Annotated in this window: 17 protein-coding genes and 1 tRNA gene; 8 read left to right on the top strand and 10 right to left on the bottom strand. The window is 62.9% G+C overall.

What is annotated here, in order from left to right; translation table 11 throughout:
- Window positions 1–447 precede the first annotated feature (447 nt).
- From KH208_RS02670 to KH208_RS02655, 4 genes are all read right to left on the bottom strand, one after another.
- Complete coding sequence (locus KH208_RS02670; protein ID WP_291433604.1) at window positions 448–939, bottom strand: chemotaxis protein CheW; 492 nt, start codon at window positions 937–939, stop codon at window positions 448–450.
- Between the two features lie 180 nt (window positions 940–1,119).
- Complete coding sequence (locus KH208_RS02665; protein WP_291433602.1) at window positions 1,120–1,947, bottom strand: glycosyltransferase; 828 nt, start codon at window positions 1,945–1,947, stop codon at window positions 1,120–1,122.
- The gene (locus tag KH208_RS02660; protein WP_291433600.1) at window positions 1,925–4,720 is read right to left on the bottom strand and encodes a response regulator; all 2,796 of its coding nucleotides are present in this window, start codon (window positions 4,718–4,720) and stop codon (window positions 1,925–1,927) included. Before KH208_RS02660 ends, KH208_RS02665 begins: the two co-directional genes overlap by 23 nt.
- Window positions 4,717–4,872 (bottom strand): hypothetical protein, encoded by a 156-nt coding sequence (locus KH208_RS02655; RefSeq protein ID WP_291433598.1) that lies wholly within the window; start codon window positions 4,870–4,872, stop codon window positions 4,717–4,719. The genes KH208_RS02660 and KH208_RS02655 overlap by 4 nt, the downstream gene beginning before the upstream one ends.
- On the opposite strand from KH208_RS02655, the gene KH208_RS02650 reads away from it, so the two are divergent.
- Entirely contained in the window at window positions 4,871–5,821 is a 951-nt protein-coding gene (locus tag KH208_RS02650; RefSeq protein ID WP_291433596.1) for a DMT family transporter, read from the top strand. The genes KH208_RS02655 and KH208_RS02650 overlap by 2 nt on opposite strands.
- A gap of 102 nt (window positions 5,822–5,923) precedes the next feature.
- Here KH208_RS02650 and KH208_RS02645 read toward each other — a convergent pair whose 3' ends face one another.
- Both KH208_RS02645 and KH208_RS02640 read right to left on the bottom strand, forming a co-directional pair.
- The gene (locus KH208_RS02645; protein ID WP_291433594.1) at window positions 5,924–7,351 is read right to left on the bottom strand and encodes a DHA2 family efflux MFS transporter permease subunit; all 1,428 of its coding nucleotides are present in this window, start codon (window positions 7,349–7,351) and stop codon (window positions 5,924–5,926) included.
- A gap of 187 nt (window positions 7,352–7,538) precedes the next feature.
- Window positions 7,539–9,149: a cobyric acid synthase gene (locus tag KH208_RS02640; RefSeq protein WP_291433592.1), complete on the bottom strand. Its 1,611-nt coding sequence runs from the start codon at window positions 9,147–9,149 to the stop codon at window positions 7,539–7,541.
- 115 nt (window positions 9,150–9,264) lie between these two features.
- Here KH208_RS02640 and KH208_RS02635 point away from each other — a divergent pair, with 115 nt between their 5' ends.
- The 3 genes from KH208_RS02635 (at window position 9,265) to KH208_RS02625 (ending at window position 13,264) form a co-directional block, all read left to right on the top strand.
- Entirely contained in the window at window positions 9,265–11,343 is a 2,079-nt protein-coding gene (locus KH208_RS02635; protein WP_291433590.1) for an AsmA family protein, read from the top strand.
- A gap of 272 nt (window positions 11,344–11,615) precedes the next feature.
- Window positions 11,616–12,464: a flagellar motor stator protein MotA gene (motA, locus tag KH208_RS02630; protein WP_008682633.1), complete on the top strand. Its 849-nt coding sequence runs from the start codon at window positions 11,616–11,618 to the stop codon at window positions 12,462–12,464.
- Between the two features lie 92 nt (window positions 12,465–12,556).
- Window positions 12,557–13,264, top strand: coding sequence for a flagellar motor protein MotB (locus tag KH208_RS02625; RefSeq protein WP_291433584.1), 708 nt, complete (start codon window positions 12,557–12,559; stop codon window positions 13,262–13,264).
- Between the two features lie 219 nt (window positions 13,265–13,483).
- Here the strand turns inward: KH208_RS02625 and KH208_RS02620 are convergent, their stop codons facing one another.
- Both KH208_RS02620 and KH208_RS02615 read right to left on the bottom strand, forming a co-directional pair.
- Entirely contained in the window at window positions 13,484–14,170 is a 687-nt protein-coding gene (locus KH208_RS02620) for a metal-dependent hydrolase (protein WP_291433582.1), read from the bottom strand.
- Window positions 14,171–14,187: 17 nt separating this feature from the next.
- Window positions 14,188–14,760 (bottom strand): UbiX family flavin prenyltransferase, encoded by a 573-nt coding sequence (locus KH208_RS02615; RefSeq protein ID WP_291433580.1) that lies wholly within the window; start codon window positions 14,758–14,760, stop codon window positions 14,188–14,190.
- A 154-nt stretch (window positions 14,761–14,914) separates the two neighbouring features.
- Between KH208_RS02615 and KH208_RS02610 the strand changes: the two genes are divergently transcribed.
- Window positions 14,915–14,991, top strand: a tRNA-Arg gene (locus KH208_RS02610).
- Window positions 14,992–15,077: 86 nt separating this feature from the next.
- On the opposite strand, the gene KH208_RS02605 is transcribed toward KH208_RS02610, so the two are convergent.
- Together KH208_RS02605 and KH208_RS02600 are read right to left on the bottom strand one after the other, a co-directional pair.
- Entirely contained in the window at window positions 15,078–15,674 is a 597-nt protein-coding gene (locus KH208_RS02605) for an adenylyl-sulfate kinase (protein WP_291433578.1), read from the bottom strand.
- 528 nt (window positions 15,675–16,202) lie between these two features.
- Window positions 16,203–16,454 (bottom strand): TIGR04076 family protein, encoded by a 252-nt coding sequence (locus KH208_RS02600; protein ID WP_291433576.1) that lies wholly within the window; start codon window positions 16,452–16,454, stop codon window positions 16,203–16,205.
- Between the two features lie 405 nt (window positions 16,455–16,859).
- Here KH208_RS02600 and KH208_RS02595 point away from each other — a divergent pair, with 405 nt between their 5' ends.
- The 3 genes from KH208_RS02595 to KH208_RS02585 form a co-directional block, all read left to right on the top strand.
- Window positions 16,860–17,702 carry a site-specific integrase gene (locus KH208_RS02595; RefSeq protein ID WP_291433574.1) on the top strand — a complete coding sequence of 281 codons (843 nt, stop codon included), beginning with the start codon at window positions 16,860–16,862 and terminating at the stop codon, window positions 17,700–17,702.
- A 319-nt stretch (window positions 17,703–18,021) separates the two neighbouring features.
- Window positions 18,022–18,351 carry a conjugal transfer protein TraJ gene (locus tag KH208_RS02590; RefSeq protein WP_291433573.1) on the top strand — a complete coding sequence of 110 codons (330 nt, stop codon included), beginning with the start codon at window positions 18,022–18,024 and terminating at the stop codon, window positions 18,349–18,351.
- Window positions 18,348–18,597, top strand: a 250-nt coding sequence (locus KH208_RS02585) for a hypothetical protein (RefSeq protein WP_291433572.1), incomplete at its 3' end; no start/stop codon positions are given. The genes KH208_RS02590 and KH208_RS02585, both read left to right, overlap by 4 nt.

The raw sequence follows: 18,597 nt of genomic DNA, 5'->3' as shown, positions 1-18,597 counted from the left end.
GTTTTCTTATTGGAGCCTTCAGAATGAAAAGCTCCGGGTGCTAAGAACTGCCGTAGAGCAGCGGACTATTTCCCGGCAAGCCGGTCTTGTATTTCACCCACACCCGGAACGATAATGCGGGAAGGCGCGCCCCGCCGGAGGCAAGACGCAAGAAAACCCACAAGCTGTCGGGGTGGGAAACCGTCTACGGAAAGGTGTTCTTAGGCACCTGTGGAGAGGGCAACATATTTCAGGGCGGCAGTCAAGAATTCCCCGCCCGGGACAGGGTCATTCTGTTCTCCGCCCGTTGTTTTCTCCTGCCCTGCGGGTACGGAGGTTTTACGCCTCCGTGCCCGCAGGGTTTGAAATACCTCATCATGACAAGCCCCCCGAAATCCATCACCGGGGCGTTAAACCACCATGCTCCGGCGCGGGGCATCAAGCCCGGCCGCAAACGCGGCCGGATCCCTACGACCCGCTGAGGTCAATATCGTTGAGCAGATTGTCCAGATCCAGCAGAATGAGCAGACGGTCGTCCAACTTGCCGATGCCCCGGATGTATTCGGAACCGATGCCCGCCACCACCGGCGGCGGGTCCTCCACCGTGCCCGCCGGAATGCGCAGCACCTCGGAAACGCCGTCCACCAGGAAACCCACGATTTTCTGCCCCAGTTCCATGACCACGATGCGGGTGTTGCTGTCGTGCTCAAGGACGGGCATGTTGAAGCGCGTGCGCATGCTGATGACCGGAATGACCTTGCCGCGCAGGTTGATGACGCCCTCAATAAAGGCCGGAGCGCGGGGCACCATGGTGATCTGCATCAGGCGGATGATTTCCTGGACGGCCAGGATATCCACGCCGAATTCCTCTTCGCCGATGCGGAAAGTGACCAGCTGGATCAAATCGCCGTCGTGCTCGTCGTGTCCCTGGCCTTTCATATCTTCCATAATCTGACTCATGGCAAAACCTCCTCAGGGGCTGTCCGGGACACGCCGCCTGTAGCATGTGCGGTGTACAGCGGGGCGGCCCGGATCGCGGCGGCATTGCCGCCCCCTCCTTGCCCGCCCGATGCTCTTGCTTGAGCTGACTCGCCGACAATCCTTATCGGCTGCCGTGAAAAATACTTGAGGCCCGCCCGTTCAGCCCCAGGCTTCGGCCTGCGCGCGCTCCGCCGCGCTGAGATAGTCCAGCCAGGCGCGGCGCATGGCTTCAAAATGGTTGACGCGCAGCTCCTCGGCCCAAGGGCTGCGGACATCCCAGGGCTTGGGGCCGTGGAAATGCACAATATGCCCCGCGTCCAGGCAGTCGGCCTGGTAGGGCGGGCAGTTCCAGCGGCCCTCCAGGCGGGTGACGCGCTTGCCGAAGAAATAGTTCAGCAGAGACTGGTCCAGATTGCCGATACGGCCCACATTCTGAAGGGAAAAAGCCAGAAAGTGCCCGATCAGATCGTGCCGCCGCAGGCGCGCCAGGTTGAACAGCACCACGCCGCTGGAAAACGTCCAGATGGGAAAAGGCATGGGCACGGTATAGCGCTGCTGCCGGAACTCATAGGCAAGGCTTTCATATTCATGGTAAAACGGGGCCGTATTTTCGCGGGCCATGCCCATGTACGGCGGCAGAGGACCATTGAAAAGCGCGTCCAGGGGACGGCGGAACAGTACGTCCGCGTCGCAGTACAACACAGCCTCGTCTTCGGCCAGTTCCGGCACCAGGGCCAGTTCCAGCTTCAAAAAACAGCCGATGTTGGCATGGGTTTCCGGCGGCAGCAGGTCGCGGCCGAGGCGGGGCCGGTAGCGCGCCAGCGGGATGCCTTCGCGCGTCACGCCTTCAAGCACCTCCGGCTTCTCCCCGGCATAGACGCAGAGGCAGGGCGCGTCGGGCCCGTGCAGGGCGCGCAGGGAACGCACGGCCGCCTTGAGCAGCAGCAGATAGCGCGGATTGTCGTCAATGCAGAAGACGACTTTCATCTTCCTCACCATTCAGATGCCGGCACAGTTGCTCGACACGACCGGCCATGTCCGCCGGGTTGAAATCATTGACCGCCGACAGCACCCCGGTCAGACCCTCGGCATAGGGCGTGCCTTCCACCAGGGGAATGAAGGCTTCCAGCGCGCTTTCCACGCCGCCCCAGTCCGTTTCCATGCGCCGCGGCAATTCCTCAAGCAGGCGCAGCAATGCGCGCTTGTGCTCTTCGGCCAGGCGCAGGTCGCCCGCCGTGACGGACAGGCGGCTGTGACTCTGGAGCTGGCGGATCCGCTCCAAAGCCTCGTCCATGGCCGCCTCAAAACGGCGCAGCAGGTCTTCGCCGGGCGGCACGCCGGGCAGGGAGGACTCCATCTGCTTGGTCAGTTCCGTGACCCGCTCCACGCCCAGGTTGGCGGCCACGCCCTTGACCGTGTGCGCCAGCCGTGCCGCGCCGCGGTAGTCATTGAGGTCCAGCAGATCGCGCAACTGCGCGGCGCTTTGGCCGTAGTGCTCCACAAAACGGATCAGCAGCTCGTTGTACAGCTTTTCATTGCCGCCCACCGTGGCCAGGCCCGCCTTGATGTTGACGGACTGCCTGTCCCCGCCGGGGACAGGCGCGGGCGCCGTGGCGGCGCCCGTCTCCTCCGGCGTCCGCCCGGCGGCTTCCCGCACGGGATTACGGGCCAGTCCGCCGGGCAGCCACTTCTCAAGGGCCGCATACAGTTCCGCCGGGTTCACGGGTTTGGTCAGATAGTCGTTCATGCCCACGCCCTTGCCGTCCATGCGCGAGCCTTTGTCGGCATGGGCCGTCATGGCCAGAATGGGCAGTTCCGCCGGGGAGCGGCCCAGTTCGCGGATCCGGCAGGTGGCTTCAAGGCCGTCCATGACGGGCATCTGCACGTCCATGAGCACCAGGGACACGGGCTGCCGCCGCACGCATTCCACAGCTTCGCGCCCGTCCCCGGCCACGGTCACCGCAAGCCCGGCCTGTTCCAGCAATTCCCTGGCAATCTGGCGGTTGATCTCGTTGTCGTCCACCACCAGCACCGGCGGCACGGCTTCCGCGCCCCGCTCCCCGCCGTCCGCAACCGGCAGCGGATCATCCTCTTCCACATCCGGCGGCAGATCGAACTCCAGGTCAAAGCTCAGGCGGCTGCCCCGGCCCGGCGCGCTGTCCACCGCGATCTCGCCGCCCATCAGGTTGACCAGATGGCGGGCCAGCGCCAAGCCCAGTCCCAAGCCGCTGCCGGAACGGGTCATGGACATGTCGCCGGGCACAAAGGGCTCGAACAGCTTGGCTTGGTTTTCCCCGCTGATGCCGGGGCCGCTGTCCGTCACGCAAAAACGCAGACGTACCTTGCCCGCGGCCGCGTCCGGCAACGGGGCCACGCTCAGCTCCACGCCGCCTTCCGCCGTGTACTGCACGGCATTGTCCAACAGAATGCGCAGCACTTCCTCCAGATGCCGCTCGTCGCCGAGCAGGCGCGCGGGCAGGCCTTGGGCCGCATGCAGCTCCAGGGACAATTTCTTCTCGGCGGCCTGGGCGGCCACGCTCTGGCGCAGCAGGTCCAGAAAACGGCCCAGGGGAAAGAGCGTGTGTTCCGGCCGCAGACTGCCTTCGTCCACGCTGGCGAAGTCCAGAATGCGGTTGAACATGTCCAGCAGCACGCTGCCGGATTTATTGATCTGGGAGAGATACTTGCGCTGGCCGGGGCTCAGTTCGGTCTGCAGGCAGAGATAGCTCATGCCGATGATGGCGTTCATGGGCGTGCGGACTTCGTGGCTGATCCGGCGCAGAAAATCCTCCTGCACACTGGAGGCTTTCTGGGCTATCCGCAGGGAGGAAAGCGCCTGAGCCCTGGCCTGCAGCGCCTGTTTCCGGCTGGCATGCGCCGCCGTCTCCGCCGTCTTGAGCTCCTGGATGCGCAGAAGCAGCGCGCTCTTCATCTTCTGCAGGGAGCCGAACATGCCGGCCAGTTCGTCGCCGTATTTCAGACGCAGGGGCACGGGATCGTTGCCCGCGGCCACGTCCTCGGCATAGCGGCCCACCAGGCCCAGGGGCCGGACCACCCGCTTGTGGAAAACAAACATGCCGGCCGCCACATTGACCGCCAGCAGGCCCAGGCCGACGATGGCCAGACCGAGCATCCACCACAGGGCGCGCTTCTGCGCGGACATATGCGCCAGAAAATCCTGATAGAGACGGGCGCGCAGCAGCCGCCCGGCATTGCTGATTTTGTCCGGAATGCGCGCCAGCTTGGTGTCGTAGATCCATTGCAGGGCCTGCTTGGGCTGGGGGTCGCCCTGAATGGAAAATCCGCCCCGCTCGTCGGGGAACAGGCCGCGCGCCCGCATCACGGCGATTTCGGTCAGGCGGTTCAGCAGATCATTCTGCTCCAGGCAGAACTGGAGCAGGCTTCTTTTCTCTTTGTCCAGATCAAGGCTGTCCGCGATCTCCTGCAGGGAGCGCCCCTCTTCCCCTTTGAGAAGTGAGCCCGACGGGCGCCCGACATCGCCGCGCTCGGCCAGAAGAAGGGCCTGCCATTCCTCCAGCCGGCTCTCATTGGGCGCGCTGACATAGTCCAGGGCCAGACGGTATTTGTCGGCCGCGCCGCCCCCCAGCTCGCTGAGCAGCGCGTCTATGCGGTAAAAATTGTGCAGCAGGCCGTTGACTTCCCGCAGGTCGCGGCCGAGCCAGAAAAAACAGACCCCCAGCAGGAGCACCAGGCCCAGTTGCACCAGGTTGGAGGTTTTGATAATGGCCCGGATCGTCATGCCTTCACTCCCACGCACCCCAGGGGCGCGGCCTCGGCGGCCTTCTTGATGTTGTTGCCGTAGTACCATAGGCTGCCGGAAAAATCATCTTCCAACCCATTGCCGGACGCGGCGATGGCAGCCCGGCGCCGCACCGGGCGCGGTGACGCCATGGCCGCTTCCGCCCCACGCCCCTTTTCCCGCCTTGTTCCCCACCTGGCCCTGCTCACGGCCATGTGCGTCTGGAGCACTTCCTACGTGGCGCTGCGCATCGCGCTTTCCGGCCTCACGCCCCTGCAGGCCATGGCCGGGCGCATGCTGGTGGCAAGCCTGGTCTTCGCGCCCCTCTGGCCCCGCCTGTTCCGGGATCTGCGCCGCCACGGCCACCTGGGGGCCCTGCTGCTGATGGGCTTCTGCGAACCCTGTTGCTATTTTCTGTTCGAAACCCACGCCCTGCGACTGACCACCGCCTCCCAGGCGGGCATGGTGGTCTCTCTTCTGCCTCTGATCGTGGCCGGTGTGGCCTGGGTCGCCCTGGGCGAACGGATAAGCGGGCGGGTCTGGCTGGGCTTCGCCCTGGCCGTGGGCGGCGTGGTCTGGCTTTCACTGGCCGCAGCGCCCGCGGACAACGCGGCCGACCCCATGCTGGGCAATGCCCTGGAAGCCCTGGCCATGCTCTGCGCCGCCTTTTACACGGTCATCGCCCGGCGGCTTTCCCCGCTTTACAATCCCATGCAGATCACCGCCGCGCAGTCCGGCCTGGGCATGCTTTTCTTCTGCCTGCTGCTTCTTTTTCTGCCGGAAACGAGCCGCCCCATTTCCCTGGGCCTGGAACTGCCAGCCTGGGCCCCGTGGGCCAGCGTGCTCTATCTTGGGGGCTGCGTAACCTTCGGCGGCTACGGGCTGTACAATTTCGGGGTCAACCGGCTCTGCGCCGGGCAGGCCGCGGCCTACACCAACCTGATCCCGGTCTTTACCCTGCTGTTCGGCGTGAGCCTGCTGCACGAGGTTTTTCTGCCTTCGCAGTACCTGGCCTCGGTCCTGGTCATCGCCGGTGTGCTGCTCAGCCAGTGGCGGCGCACGGAGGGAAACAGGCACGCTGAAGGACGCCGCGAAAAATAGCGGCGGGCCCGTTGCGCGATCCGGCTTTTTCAGCGTTGCCCGGCTGCGGCTGCCTCTCCCCTTCCTCGGGTTTGCGGCTCCCTGTCAATATCAGTGCAGCCCTTACCGCGACGCCCGCCGCTTCCCGGAGGATGCTCGGCGCTCCCCGCGACCGGGAAGCAGCGCGTCGCCGTCGCTGCGGCTCAGAAACAGAAAAACCAGGGAGGCCAGCAGGGTGACGCCTCCCACCGTGAGAAACGTTTCATGAAAATGATCCAGCAGCGACCCCGGCGCCAGGGCGTTGAACAGGCGCAGCACCGCCGTGCTGCTGGCCACGCCGAAGCTGATCGAAAGCTGCTGGGTGACGGCGAGCAGGCTGTTGCCCGTGCTGACATGCTCCTGGGCGAGATCCCCCAGGGTAATGCTGTTCATGGCCGTGAACTGCGTGGACATGGCCATGCCCAGCAGGATCATGGGCAGGATCAGCATCCAGAGGGGCAGGGAGGGAGTCTGGAGCGAGAACTGGGCGATCATCAGGCCGATGCAGGCGGTGACGCCCACCAGAGTGTTGCGGTAGCCGAAGCGACGCAGCACGCGCACGGCAAACGTCTTGGCCGTGAGGGAACCCAGGGCCATGGGGGCCATCATCATACCGGCGGTCAGAGCCGGATGGTCCAGCCCTACCTGAAGCATGAGCGGCATGAGATAGGGCATGCAGCCCGTGCCCAGTCTGGAAACCACATTGCCCGCGATGCCCACGCGGAAGGTATGGATGCGAAAAACTCCCAGGCGGATCAGAGGGGCCTTGCTGCGCCGGGCGTACCGGGCGTACAGCGCCAGAAGCGCCACGCCGGCGAGCAGCAGGAAGGGGGCCAGACTTTTTGACTCCGCACGGCTTCCGAAAAGCTCCAGGCCGCCGGAAAAGAACGCCAGCCCGAGACCGAAGAAAGCGAAACCCGTGAAATCGAACGGCCCGTGCGTCCCTGTGAACTGGGGCATGATCCGCCAGGCATAGAGCATGCCCGCCAGCCCCACCGGGATGTTGATCAGAAAAATCCAGTGCCAGCCGACATAGGTCACCAGAGCGCCGCCCAGCAGCGGCCCGACCACCGGCCCCACCAGTCCCGGGATGCTGATGAAGTTGAGCACAGCCACCAGCTTCTCGCGCGGAAAGGCCCGCAATACAGCCAGCCGGGCCACGGGCATCATCATGGCTCCGCCGATGCCCTGGATCACGCGCGAAAGCACCAGCATGCGCAGACTGCCGGACAGGGCGCAGGAAAGCGAACCCAACGCGAAAAGGGCCACCGCGAACAGAAAGACGTTGCGGGTGCCGAAGCGGTCCGCGAACCAGCCGCTCGCGGGGATCAACAGGGCCACGGTCAGGGTGTAGCCGACCACGGTCATCTGCATGGCCAGGGGCGACTCGCCGAGACTTTCGGCAATGGCCGGCAAGGCGGTGTTCAGGATAGTGGCATCCAGGGCCTGCATGAAAAAGGCCGCGGCCGCGATCAGGGGCAAACCGGCCATGCCGCCGGGGGGAATTCTCATACGCTGTCTCCGCCCATTACGGGCCCCCGGTATCTGAGACAAACACGAACGCCCTGCTGAACGCCATTAGAGCACCCCGCCGCAGGAATTTGCAAGCAAATCCTTGGGGAGACCGCGTTATCAGCGTTTATTCGCTCCGGGATCGCGGCAAGCCGGATTTCCGCCGCAGTCTTGCGGCGGTGCGCGGCTACAGCCCCAGCATGGCGTAAATGGCCGCCATATCCAGATTCGCTTCCACCGCGTCGGCCAGGCGATCCAGCTCCGGCCCCAGGCTGTAAACGGTCCCGGTGCGCGGCGCAAGGCCCCGCTCCCGGCGCAGCCGGTTCAGAAAGGCACGGCGGAAGGCGTCCGCATCGAAGACCCCGTGCAGATAGGTGCCCCAGACCCGCGCCGCGCCGTCGGCGCCGGGCAGGCCCCAGCCCAGCGTCCGCCCGGCCTCGTCCGTCATGACCGGCGTCAGCGGCATCCCGCCCGCGCCGCCGGGACGCTCTTCCGCCGGAACGCTGCGCCCGTGGTGAATTTCATAACCCCGCACCGCCAGTTCCTCTCCGGCCAGCCCGGCCAGAGCCCGGCCGCCGGTCCGGCGCAACAGTTTCGCGCCGCCCAGTTCCGTGCGCAGCGGCAGCAGATCCAGGCCCGGCTCCAGGCCGCCCTCCTCCAGGCCCAACGGATCGGCAATGCTTTGCCCCAGCATCTGGAGGCCGCCGCAAATGCCGACCAGCGCCCCCCGGTTCCGGCAACGCTCCGCATAGCCGCGCAGGGCTTCCGCCACGCCCGTCCGGCGCAGAAAACGCATGTCCGCGATGCTGTTCTTGCTGCCCGGCAGAATCACGGCATCCGGCGCGCCCAGCTCATCGGCGTGCCGCACAATGCGCAGGCGCACGTCCGCCTCGGCGCGCAGGGCGTCCAGATCGGTGAAGTTGCTGATATGGGGCAGATCCACCAGGGCGATATCCAGGCAGTCCGGCGCGGCGGGCCTGCCCCCGTCCGCCGCGCCCAGGCCCGGCGTGATCCCCAGCTTGAAGCTGACGGAGTCCTCCTCCGGCAGGCGCAGATCCTCCAGCATGGGCATCACGCCCAGAAAGGGACGGCGCGTCCGGCGGCTCACCGCCTCCAGGGCCGGGTCCAGCAGGGAGGCGTCGCCCCGGAACTTGTTCAGCACATATCCGGCCACGCGCGCCCGGTCGGCCCGGCCCAGCAGGCTCATGGTGCCCACCAGGGAGGCAAAAGCCCCGCCCCGGTCGATGTCCGCCACCAGCAGCACATGCGCCTCGGCATGGCGGGCCATGCGCATGTTCACGATGTCGTGAGCTCTGAGATTGATTTCCGCCGGGCTGCCCGCGCCCTCCAGAACCATGACGTCCATGCCCGAGGACAGCTCGCGGTAGGCGCGGCGCACGGCCTTCCAGGCCTCGGGCTTGTAACGCAGATACGCGCCCACCCGCATCTGGCCCACGGGACGGCCCAGCACAATGACCTGGGAGCCCACATGGGAAGTGGGTTTGAGCAGCACAGGATTCATGCGCGCGTCGGCGGGCAGGCCGCAGGCCACGGCCTGCAGGGCCTGGGCCCGGCCCATTTCCTCGCCCTGTTCGGTCACAAAGGAATTGAGGGCCATGTTCTGGGCCTTGAAAGGCGCGACCCTCAGCCCCCGACGGGCCAGCAGACGGCAGACGGCGGCGGTGAGCAGGCTTTTGCCCGCGTTGGAGCAGGTGCCCTGGAGCATCAGGGCCGGCACGGCGGCTTTGGCCGGGACGGGTGTCGGGGCCGCATCCGGCGCGCGAAAAAAGGGTCGCATGCCTCTCTCCTTACCCGCAAGCGCGGGCGGGAGCAAGAAAACTTGCAGGCTCTTGCCGCATCCTTTATATAAGAAAAGTCGTGAGAACGGATCGCAACCTCTGCACGGAGGCCGCATGAAACGTGTTCTGCTCTGGATTCTGGGCATTGTGATCGTGCTGGGCGCGGCCGGAGCCATCCTGCTCGGCCGCATCGACACGCAATTCGTGGTCGGCCAGATCGCCGACGCCACAGCCAAGGCCACCGGCAAACCCCTGGTCTTTGCCAGCGCGCCGCGCCTGTCCCTGCTGCCGCCCGGCGTGAAGTTCGGGCAGGCCGACTGGGGCGAGATCAAGGACGGCCAGGGCCTTGCCGTATCCGTCAAAAGCGGCATGGTGGAGCTGGAGCTGACCCCGCTGCTCTCCGGCAATCTGGTGGTGCGCGAGGTGCGCCTGGACAATCCCGTGCTGGAAGTGCGCGAGGGCAAGGCCGTGTCCGGGCAAGCGGCGGCTCCCGCCGCCTCCCCCGCTCCCGCTGTCCAGGCCGGACCGCAGGGCCGGCTGCAGAGCCTGCCCCCGGCGGCCGGGGCCGCCGCGCCTTCCGACGAGCTGCCCGTGGAGCTGATGCGCCTGGTAGTGCGCCAGGGCGAAGTGCGCTACGTGGACGCCCGGGGCGTTCATCTGCGGGTCAAGGATCTCAATCTTTCCGTGGAAAACCTGCGCCGCCGCGAAGAAGCCGGCATGCAATGCGATTTTGCCTTTGATCTCAAAGAAGAGCAGAAGGCCGTTCTGACCGGCAATCTGGCTCTGGACGCCAAACTGCGCTATTACGCGCCGCATCTGACCTTCCGCCAGATTTCCCTGACCTTCACGCCCCTGGGCGGCCTGCTGCCCAAGGAGGCCGGGCCCGCGCAACTGGTCTGCGAGGGGGCGCTCAACCTCCAGACGCAAAACCTGCGCCTGGCCGCGGCACGGCTGAGCACGCCACAGGCCCGCCTGACCCTCGGCGGCGAGGCCACTCTGACGCCCCCGACCTTCAAGGGCACCGTGAGCCTGGAAGGTTTGCCGCGCAAGCTGGCCGCTCTGGCCGGGCAGAGGCTCAAACCCTCGGACAACGACGTGCTGAGCTTCAAAAGCATTCTGGAATACGCGGACGACACCCTGCATCTGCGCCAGATCGTCATGCAGTTGGACGACATCCCGGTGCGCGGCGACCTGACCCTGGCCCTGGGCACGCCCCTGGCCGTATCCGGCGGCATTCAAACCGGCATGATCAATCTGGATAATTACCTGCCCCTGCCTCAAAACGGCACATCCGCCGCGGCCGACGGCAAGCCCCATGACGGAGCGGCGGCCTCCGGCGGCGCGGCGTCCGGGAGTTCCGCGCAACCCGCGCAAAACTGGCCCGGCGTGAATCTGCGCGCGGCTCTGGCCGGAGTGCGCCAGGGCAAACTGAGCGTCACGGACATTGCCTTCATTCTCAAGGGTGAAAAAGGCCGCTACAACGTCACCTCTCTGAGCTGCGCTTTGGGCAGCGGCGGCAAGATCAAGGGGTCGGCCGTTGCGAATCTGCCGGGCAAGGCCTACAGCCTCAAGGCCACGGCCGTGGGCGTCAATGTGGGCGGCCTGCTGGAAGCTCTGGGCAAGGGCCGCCCGCTGGACGGCGTCGCGGCGCTGGATGCGGACCTGAGCCTGCGCGGCGCGGACGCCAAGGCCATGCTGGCCGGGCTCAACGGCCGGGGCGTGCTGGAAGTGCGCAACATGCACCTTGAGGCCATGTCCGCCCTGCCTCAGAACATGCCGGGTCTGACCGGCAAAAAGGGCGCGGTGCCCGACCGCTTTGACCTGGTGCGCGTGCCCTTCACGGCCCGCAACGGCGAGGTGACGGCCCAGCCCATCACGGTCAGCTCCGCCGGGCTCAACGCCTCGGGCCGGGCCCAGGCCAGCCTGCCGCGCGAATACCTGGACGCCACGGCGGACATCAAAACCCTGGGCATGACCATCCCCGTGGTGGCCAAGGGGCCCTTCAGCAATATTTCCTACGGCGTTGATCCCAAATTCGCCCTGGACATGGCGAGAAAACTGCCGGGCGCGTTGCTGGACGGCGGCAAGGCAGCGGGAGGCGCGACCCGGAACGGCGCTGCGGGCACGGGCGGCGTGATGAAAAAGGGCCTGGAAGGCGCGGGCGGCCTGATGCGCGGCCTTTTCGGCAAATAACAGCGGCCCGCTGGAGCGAGCGCGGGGCTTCGGATCTCGGGCCGGAAAAACGGGCTTGCCTTTTCCCGGCCCGAGGCTAAAGATTTTCCTTAGTCGGCCGTTGAGAATGCTAGCGTCTCATTTGAAAAATCAGACACACAAAACTCTTCAGGATTTTGCGGCGGCACATCAGACACAAGAAGCGGCCCGCCGAGGGCAGGCTCTGTCCCGTTGGCGACGGATGCCGGCGCGGGCGGACAATAGTCATAGATTGAGCGTACAGGCGGCAAAGTATGTACTTATTAATAGGTCTTGCCATCGTTGCGGCCTCGGTGTTTACCGGCTACACCCTGGCCCACGGCGAATGGGGCGTACTTTTCCAGCCTGCGGAATTCATCATTATTCTGGGATGCGGCCTGGGTGCGTTCTTTGGCTCCCAGACCAAGTACACGTTCAGCCTGATCGTCAAAAGCCTGAAACACCTGTTCGCGGACCCCGGCTCCAGCAAATCGCGTTATCTGGAAACCCTGGCCCTGCTCTACGCGCTGTTTTCCAAGATGCACCGCGAAGGCGTCATCAGCATTGAAAGCGACGTGGAAAAGCCGGAGGCCAGCCCCATTTTCAGCAAATATCCCAACGTGTCCAAGGACACCAGGATCGTCAACTTCATCGGCGACACCCTGCGCGTCTATCTGACCACCGGCGACCCGGCGGACATCGACAGCCTCATGGACGTGGACATCGCCACCATGCGCGAGGAAGGCATTCTGCCCGCCCATGCCGTGAGCCACATGGCCGAATCCATGCCGGGCATGGGCATCGTGGCCTGCGTGCTGGGCGTGGTGCTGGCCATGGGCAAGATCAACGAACCCCCCGAAGTGCTGGGCCACTACATCGGCGCGGCCCTGGTGGGCACGTTTTTCGGCATTCTCTGTTGTTACGGCCTGTTCGGCCCCATGGGCGCCAAGCTGGAAAACTTTGTCTCCGAGGAACATTTTTATTATCATTCCATCAAGGAGGCCGTGGCCGCCGCCATTCGCGGCTCCACCCCCCTGATCGCCGTGGAATACGGCCGCCGGACCATTCCCTATCCGTTCCGGCCCACGTTCGCGGAAATGGAAGAAAAGCTCAAGAACGGCTAGCCCCGAGCCCGGCCGCTCTTCCCGCCGTCGGCGGGAGCCGAGTCCACAGCCGGGCGCGTCCCGGCTTTTGCTTTTTATCGTGAGGAAGAACTATGAGCAGCGCCTGGAAAGTCGCGTACGCCGACTTTGTGACGGCCATGATGGCCTTCTTTCTTCTGCTTTGGGTGCTCAACATGGTGCCCCCGGAAACCAGAGCCGGCCTTGCCGCCTATTTCAGCGGCGAGCGCAACTTTGATTCCAGCTCCACCTCGCCGGTGTCCAACAACCCTTTTATTCAGAACACCGACAAAATCGACACCCGGGATCTCAAGATCAACGAAGTGGAAAAATCCCATTACGCCATTGCCCAGAAAATCAAACAGATGCTCATGGCCGACGCCGTGCCGCAGAATTCCTCGGGCATCAGCGCCGACGACGTGGGCGTGCAGTTGCGCATCAATTCCGACGTCATGTTCAAGCCCGGTTCCGTGGATTTTCTGCCTGAAGGCGAAAAAGTGCTGAACAGCGTCTTGCGGGTTCTGAAGGAATACAATCTCTACCTGGTGGTGCGCGGCCATGCCGACAGCACCGAGGCCAGGCCGCCCTATGCCTCGGCCTGGGAGCTCTCAGGCGCCCGGGCCGCGGCGGTGCTGCACTATTTGGCCGACCACGGCGTCAAGCCCACCCGCCTGCGCGGCGTGGCCTACGGCGACACGCGCCCGCTCAAACCCGGCATCGACGAGGAAAGCCGGGCCGTCAACCGGCGGGTGGAGTTCTTTTTCCACCGGCCCGAGGTGATGTCCTACAGCGTCGTGTATTAAGGAAGCACTGATTAATGGTCTTTTTGCCCTCTGCCCGCGTCCGGTTCACTCCGTGCGAAGGTCGAATATGTTTGGATATACTCCCTCCGCCCGCAGTTCGCCGCCCTTGGCAGAGATCAGTGCTTCCTTAAGCATCTGAGAAAGCAAAGGACCGACATCTGGCGGTCTTTTGCTTTTTCTCATTCACAACTGACGCCCGATGAGTTTCAAACTCACCGCCTACACAAACGAGAGGCTCTGTCCCGGGCGCATAGCAATGCAGTCGCAGGCGGGGCAGACTTCGGCCAGCCGGGCCTGAAAGTCCGCGGCGCTCTGGGCCAGCACCGGGAAGGTCCCCCAGTGCATGGGAATGACGGACTTGCAGCCCAACAGTTTACAGGCCAGAGCCGCCTGGCGGGCGTCCATGGTGAACACGCCGCCGATGGGCAGCAGGGCCACATCGATATGGTAGAGTTGTCCCCAAAGTTCCATGCCGCTGAAAATGCAGGTGTCGCCCGCGTGATAGACGACAAGGCCGTCGGGCATCTCGATAATGTAGCCTGCGGGGGCTCCGGAATCGCTGGAATGGAAGGCCTGGGTCATGGTGGCCTTGATGCCCTTGCATTCCATGGTGCCGCCCATGTTGAAGCCGATGCCGTTGAGGATCTGGGCCTGGGGCACGCCCGCCTCCATCAGCTTGTCCGCCGTGCCCACGATGGCCCCGAGCATGGCCCCGGTTTTGCGGCAGATTTTCACGGACTCGCCCACATGGTCTCCGTGGTCGTGAGTGACCAGCACCATGTCCACGGGGCCCAGGCTTTCCGCGTTCACCCCGGAAGAGGGCGTAAAAAAAGGATCAATGACCACATGCGCCTGCGGGGCGCTGATCTTGAAGGCCGAATGGCCGTACCAGGTGATTTCGCTCATAGTTTTGCCTCGTTATGCTATGCTTCGGCCCAGCGCCCCAGAGAGTGCGCCAGGCCCAGTTGATCGAAAATCCGCCCGCTGGTCTGAAGAAGCAGATCCTCCAGACTTTGCGGGCGCAGATAAAAACCCGGGGAAAAGGGCATGATCACGGCCCCGGCTTCGCGCAGGGCCAGCATATTGCGCAGATGCACGGCGGAAAGCGGGCTTTCGCGCGTCACCAGCACCAGACGCAGGCCTTCCTTGAGGGCCACGTCGCCGGCACGCTGGAGAAGATTGCGGGTGGCGCCGGAGGCCAGCGCGCCCAGCGTGCCCATGGAACAGGGCACGACGAGCATGGCGGCGGGTTCCACGCCGTGCCACCAGGAACCGCTGGCCGGACCGGCGGCCAGATTGTCCGGCTCATAGACATGGTCGGCACAGGCGGTCAGCAGTTCCGGCCCGGCCCCGCACTCGGCCCGCAAAACCGCATGCGCGCCTTCTGAAACGACGCAATGGGTCCGCACGCCGGGCATGGCGGCCAGAGCGCGCAACACGCACAAAGCCAGGGGCATGCCGCTGGCCCCGCTGACGCCCACCAGAATGTTGCGCATGCTTTTGTTCTCCTTGCCGTTCATCAGTCTGCCTATTTTTCCCATAAAAGCGGCGGGCTGGCAAATATGGCTCGCGACATCCGGGGCGGACGGCCCTGGCCGACGGGCATGCCTTGACAGAGCCGGATACAAAGCATATCAAGACACATCCTGCGCGCCCGTAGCTCAGTTGGATAGAGCGTTGGCCTCCGGAGCCAAAGGCCGTGCGTTCGAATCGCGCCGGGCGCGCCAAAATTCAAGGCGGTCAGCACAGAGCTGACCGCCTTTCTTTCAGAGATGAAGCGAAGTCCGCCGATTCTCCGCGAAAAACGCGGCGTCTACAAAAAATATCCTGTCAGCGCCGGGCCGCCCGGCATGCTTTCCAGAGGCAGACCTTCGCTGATCCGCCGCCAGCTCCGGCTTTCCGCCAGAGCCTCTTCGGCCAAGTCGCGCAAGGCCACATAACTCTCCGCCAGGCTGAAGCGGTCCGTATCAACGACGCGGTCGGCCCGCAACGGCTCATCAAAAGCGTCGGAAACGCCGGTCAGCAAATCCATCTCGCCGCGCGCGGCCCGGGCATAAAATCCCTTGGTATCCCGCTCCACCAGAGTGTTCAGCGAGCAACGCACCCAGACTTCACGATAAAGGGGAATCTCGTCGCGGTTTTTCTGGCGCATACATTCATACGGCGTGATAGCCGCCACAATGCAGATCTTGCCCTGGGCATGCCTCTGCAGCACGTGTTCACGCATGGCGTCGATATTACGCAGACGGTCCTCGGGGCGAAAGCCGCTGAAGCCGAAGCGGCGTCGGAAGCAATCGCCGTCAATGAATTCAACGTCATGACCCCGCGTTTCCAGATACAGGCGCAACAGAGACCCCAGGGTGGTTTTGCCGCTGCCGGAGAGCCCCAGCAACCAGATAACAGGCATCATGCGAACCTCGCTTTCAGGGTGGCGGCCCGGCATGCAGCCGTGTGCCGTCGTGATCGGAACGTACATATCTGTTCCGCAGTAATGCAAGAAACCGGCCAATGCTTGTTTTTTGCGGCAAAGCGCCCCGCCGGGTTGTTTCCCGGAAAAAACGAAGGAAATTTTGACAGCCTGCCACCAGGCGGACGCAATATATCCGGAGGGGCTTTCAACCAGCTCTGAAGCATGTGACGTGGAACGCTCGTTTACGGCGAGCGAAGCCCGCCTACTGACATTTCGCGGCAAGGAGTCGCGGACGACGTCTTGCAGCGCAGTCCAGGTATGTCATGCATGAACTGCTCTAAACCCGGCATTGCGAAAAAAATAACTTGACAAAAACGGCAACACGACAAAAACTATTTTTCAGGAACTGTTTGAATATACAAACAACACCTCTCCCCAAACGACGAAAATTTCCGGGCATGGCCGCTCCCAATGGCAAGGGAGGGAGCGGCCAGCGCACCGGGAGCGGAAGAAACGGCGAGCTCCGCGTCAGTCGCGCGGTTCCGCCTGGAGCATGAATTCCACATGCTCCTCACAGTCCGGGCACTGCACGGGCGTCTCCTTGAAAACGCCTTTGCGCGCGGCATAGACAAAGGGAAAGATGGCGTTCAGCGCCATCATGCACAAATTGCCGCTTTTGTCCTTATCCAGCAGCGGGCCGTCAAAATAGACGGCATCGCCCACGGCGTAGAGAGGACAGCCCGAACGAACGACCACGGCTTTGATTCTGTTTTCTTCCATGTAGACCTCCTTGGCATATGGACGGTCCGTATTCGCCCGGCAGCGGATGCGGACCGTCCGCCGTTTTCCGGCAAGACCGGCTTTTTTATAGCGACACGCGGCAAGTGCCCTTCCGCCCGGCCCGCAGTATATGCCCACCGCGCCCGGGGAGCTATACGATTCCGGCCGGGCTGCCCGTTTATGGCCGGATATGCGGCAAGGCAAGCAGTTCTTTTGGGCCGGAGCGCCGCCATGACAAACAGCCCCACGCAATGCGTGGGGCTGTTTGCACAAAAAAGAGGGCCAGCTTTGAACTGACCCTCTTGAAGTGGCTGGCGGAGCGGAAGGGACTCGAACCCTCGGCCTCCGGCGTGACAGGCCGAAATAGCATATGACTTCTTTCTTTTTCCTATAAAGGAGGATCGTATGTTATTGAACGATGCTTGGTCTTACTACCAAAAACTGATCCTTTCAAGTGCTACCGTCAAGGCCCGAGGAACGGAAGAAGGGCGTTGGAATGTTCATATTTCCCCTATTGTTGGGCACTTGCGCTTAGCCAATCTCAAAAATATGCAAATTTTACTTTTGCGTAAAAGCCTTGAGGAAAAAGGGCTCAGTCCGCAAACGGTTTATCATTGCCTCTCGCTTCTTCGGAGGGTTTTGCGTCGGGCCAAAGGCTGGGAGTTATGGGAAGGACCAATTCCAGTTTTTACAATGCCCAAGTTCGACAACCAGCGTGTCCGCTATTTAACGGAAGCAGAAGCCAAACAGCTCGTTGGGGCCTTAAAATTCGTCTCTCCTTTATGGAGTGACATTGTTCTTTTTGATCTTCATACGGGACTGAGAGCCGGAGAACTTTTTTCACTCACCACATCCCGCATAGAACCCACTCTCAAACATGCCCATGTCATTGACACAAAGACGCGGCACAATCGTGTAGTGCCACTAAACCCGCAAGCCACCGAAATCTTAAAACGGTATATGCGGAAGTCATCCTCCCACATCTTCCAGCAGGCGGCAACGACACCTAAAATTTTCCGCCGTGCAGTCGAGGCCTGTGGTTTTAACCAAGGGATCACCGACCGGCGAGAGCGTGTCGTTTTTCATACTCTCAGGCATACTTTTGCGAGCTGGCTTGTTCAACGCGGCATTGCTTTAGTTGTTGTCAGCCAGCTTTTAGGCCATAGCGACATGAGGATGACTATGCGCTACGCCCACTTGGCCCCCAATCAGGGGATGCAAGCAGTTTCTTCACTTCCCTATGTCTGATTGCCTGACAAATGTCAACAAACCCAATTCTATGAAATTCTCTGTATGGAGAATCATGGGGAATCACAGGGAATAACAGACTATGGCAATTTATAAAAAGCAATGTTCATTTCATAACATCCTATGCTATTTTATAACATTTGTCATAATCTGTTGTAAAATCGCAATACTCTGCTATAGATTGAGATAAATCGAAGAAGACAGGACAGGTAAAGTAGTACCACTTTCCAAGTGGCTACTTTACGTCCTGCCCCCTCATGTGCCGGGGGTGGCTGGCTTACTCGCTTCGCTCGACGCCAAAGGCAGGAGAACAGAAGGCATGCTGGAAGTTGTGAAGAAGCCCAAACGCACGGAGCAGATCAAGGCTTATGTGACGCCTGAAGAGTTCACTCTTATCATGGAGTCCAGTGAGCGGGCCGGGCTGAGCATGTCGGAGTTTGCCCGGCGCGTGTGTCTGGGGTTCCGGGTGGAGAGTCGGGAGGATCAGCAGGCTCGGCGGGAACTGCTGAAGGTCAATGCCGACCTGGGGCGGCTGGGCGGCCTGCTCAAGCAGAGCTTGGCCACGGGCCACAAGGAGCAGATTTACGGACTGCTCCATAAGATTGATCAGCTTCAGGCCAGCCTGAAGGCCAAGATCAGGGCATTATGATCAGCAAACGCATTCCGTGTGCGCCCCAAAATGACAACTACGCCCGGCTGGCGGACTATATCGCCGCCGGGCGTGAACATGATGTGCGGCAGGAGTTGAACGATGGAAAACGGCACTACGATCCGCAGCGCCACTTTGAAGCAGGTCAAGGCCTTGCCGGAAACCGCATGCGCAGGCTGTCCGAATGCCATCTGGCATCTTATTCTCAAGGGCAAAAAAGAGGAGTTGCGAGTTTTCTGTCTGTTG

The sequence above is a fragment of the Desulfovibrio sp. genome (genome assembly GCF_018379785.1).
In the GTDB taxonomy this organism is placed as follows: domain Bacteria; phylum Desulfobacterota; class Desulfovibrionia; order Desulfovibrionales; family Desulfovibrionaceae; genus Desulfovibrio.
Note: the sequence above shows the minus strand (reverse complement) of the source record. Positions and strands in the feature narration are given on the sequence as shown.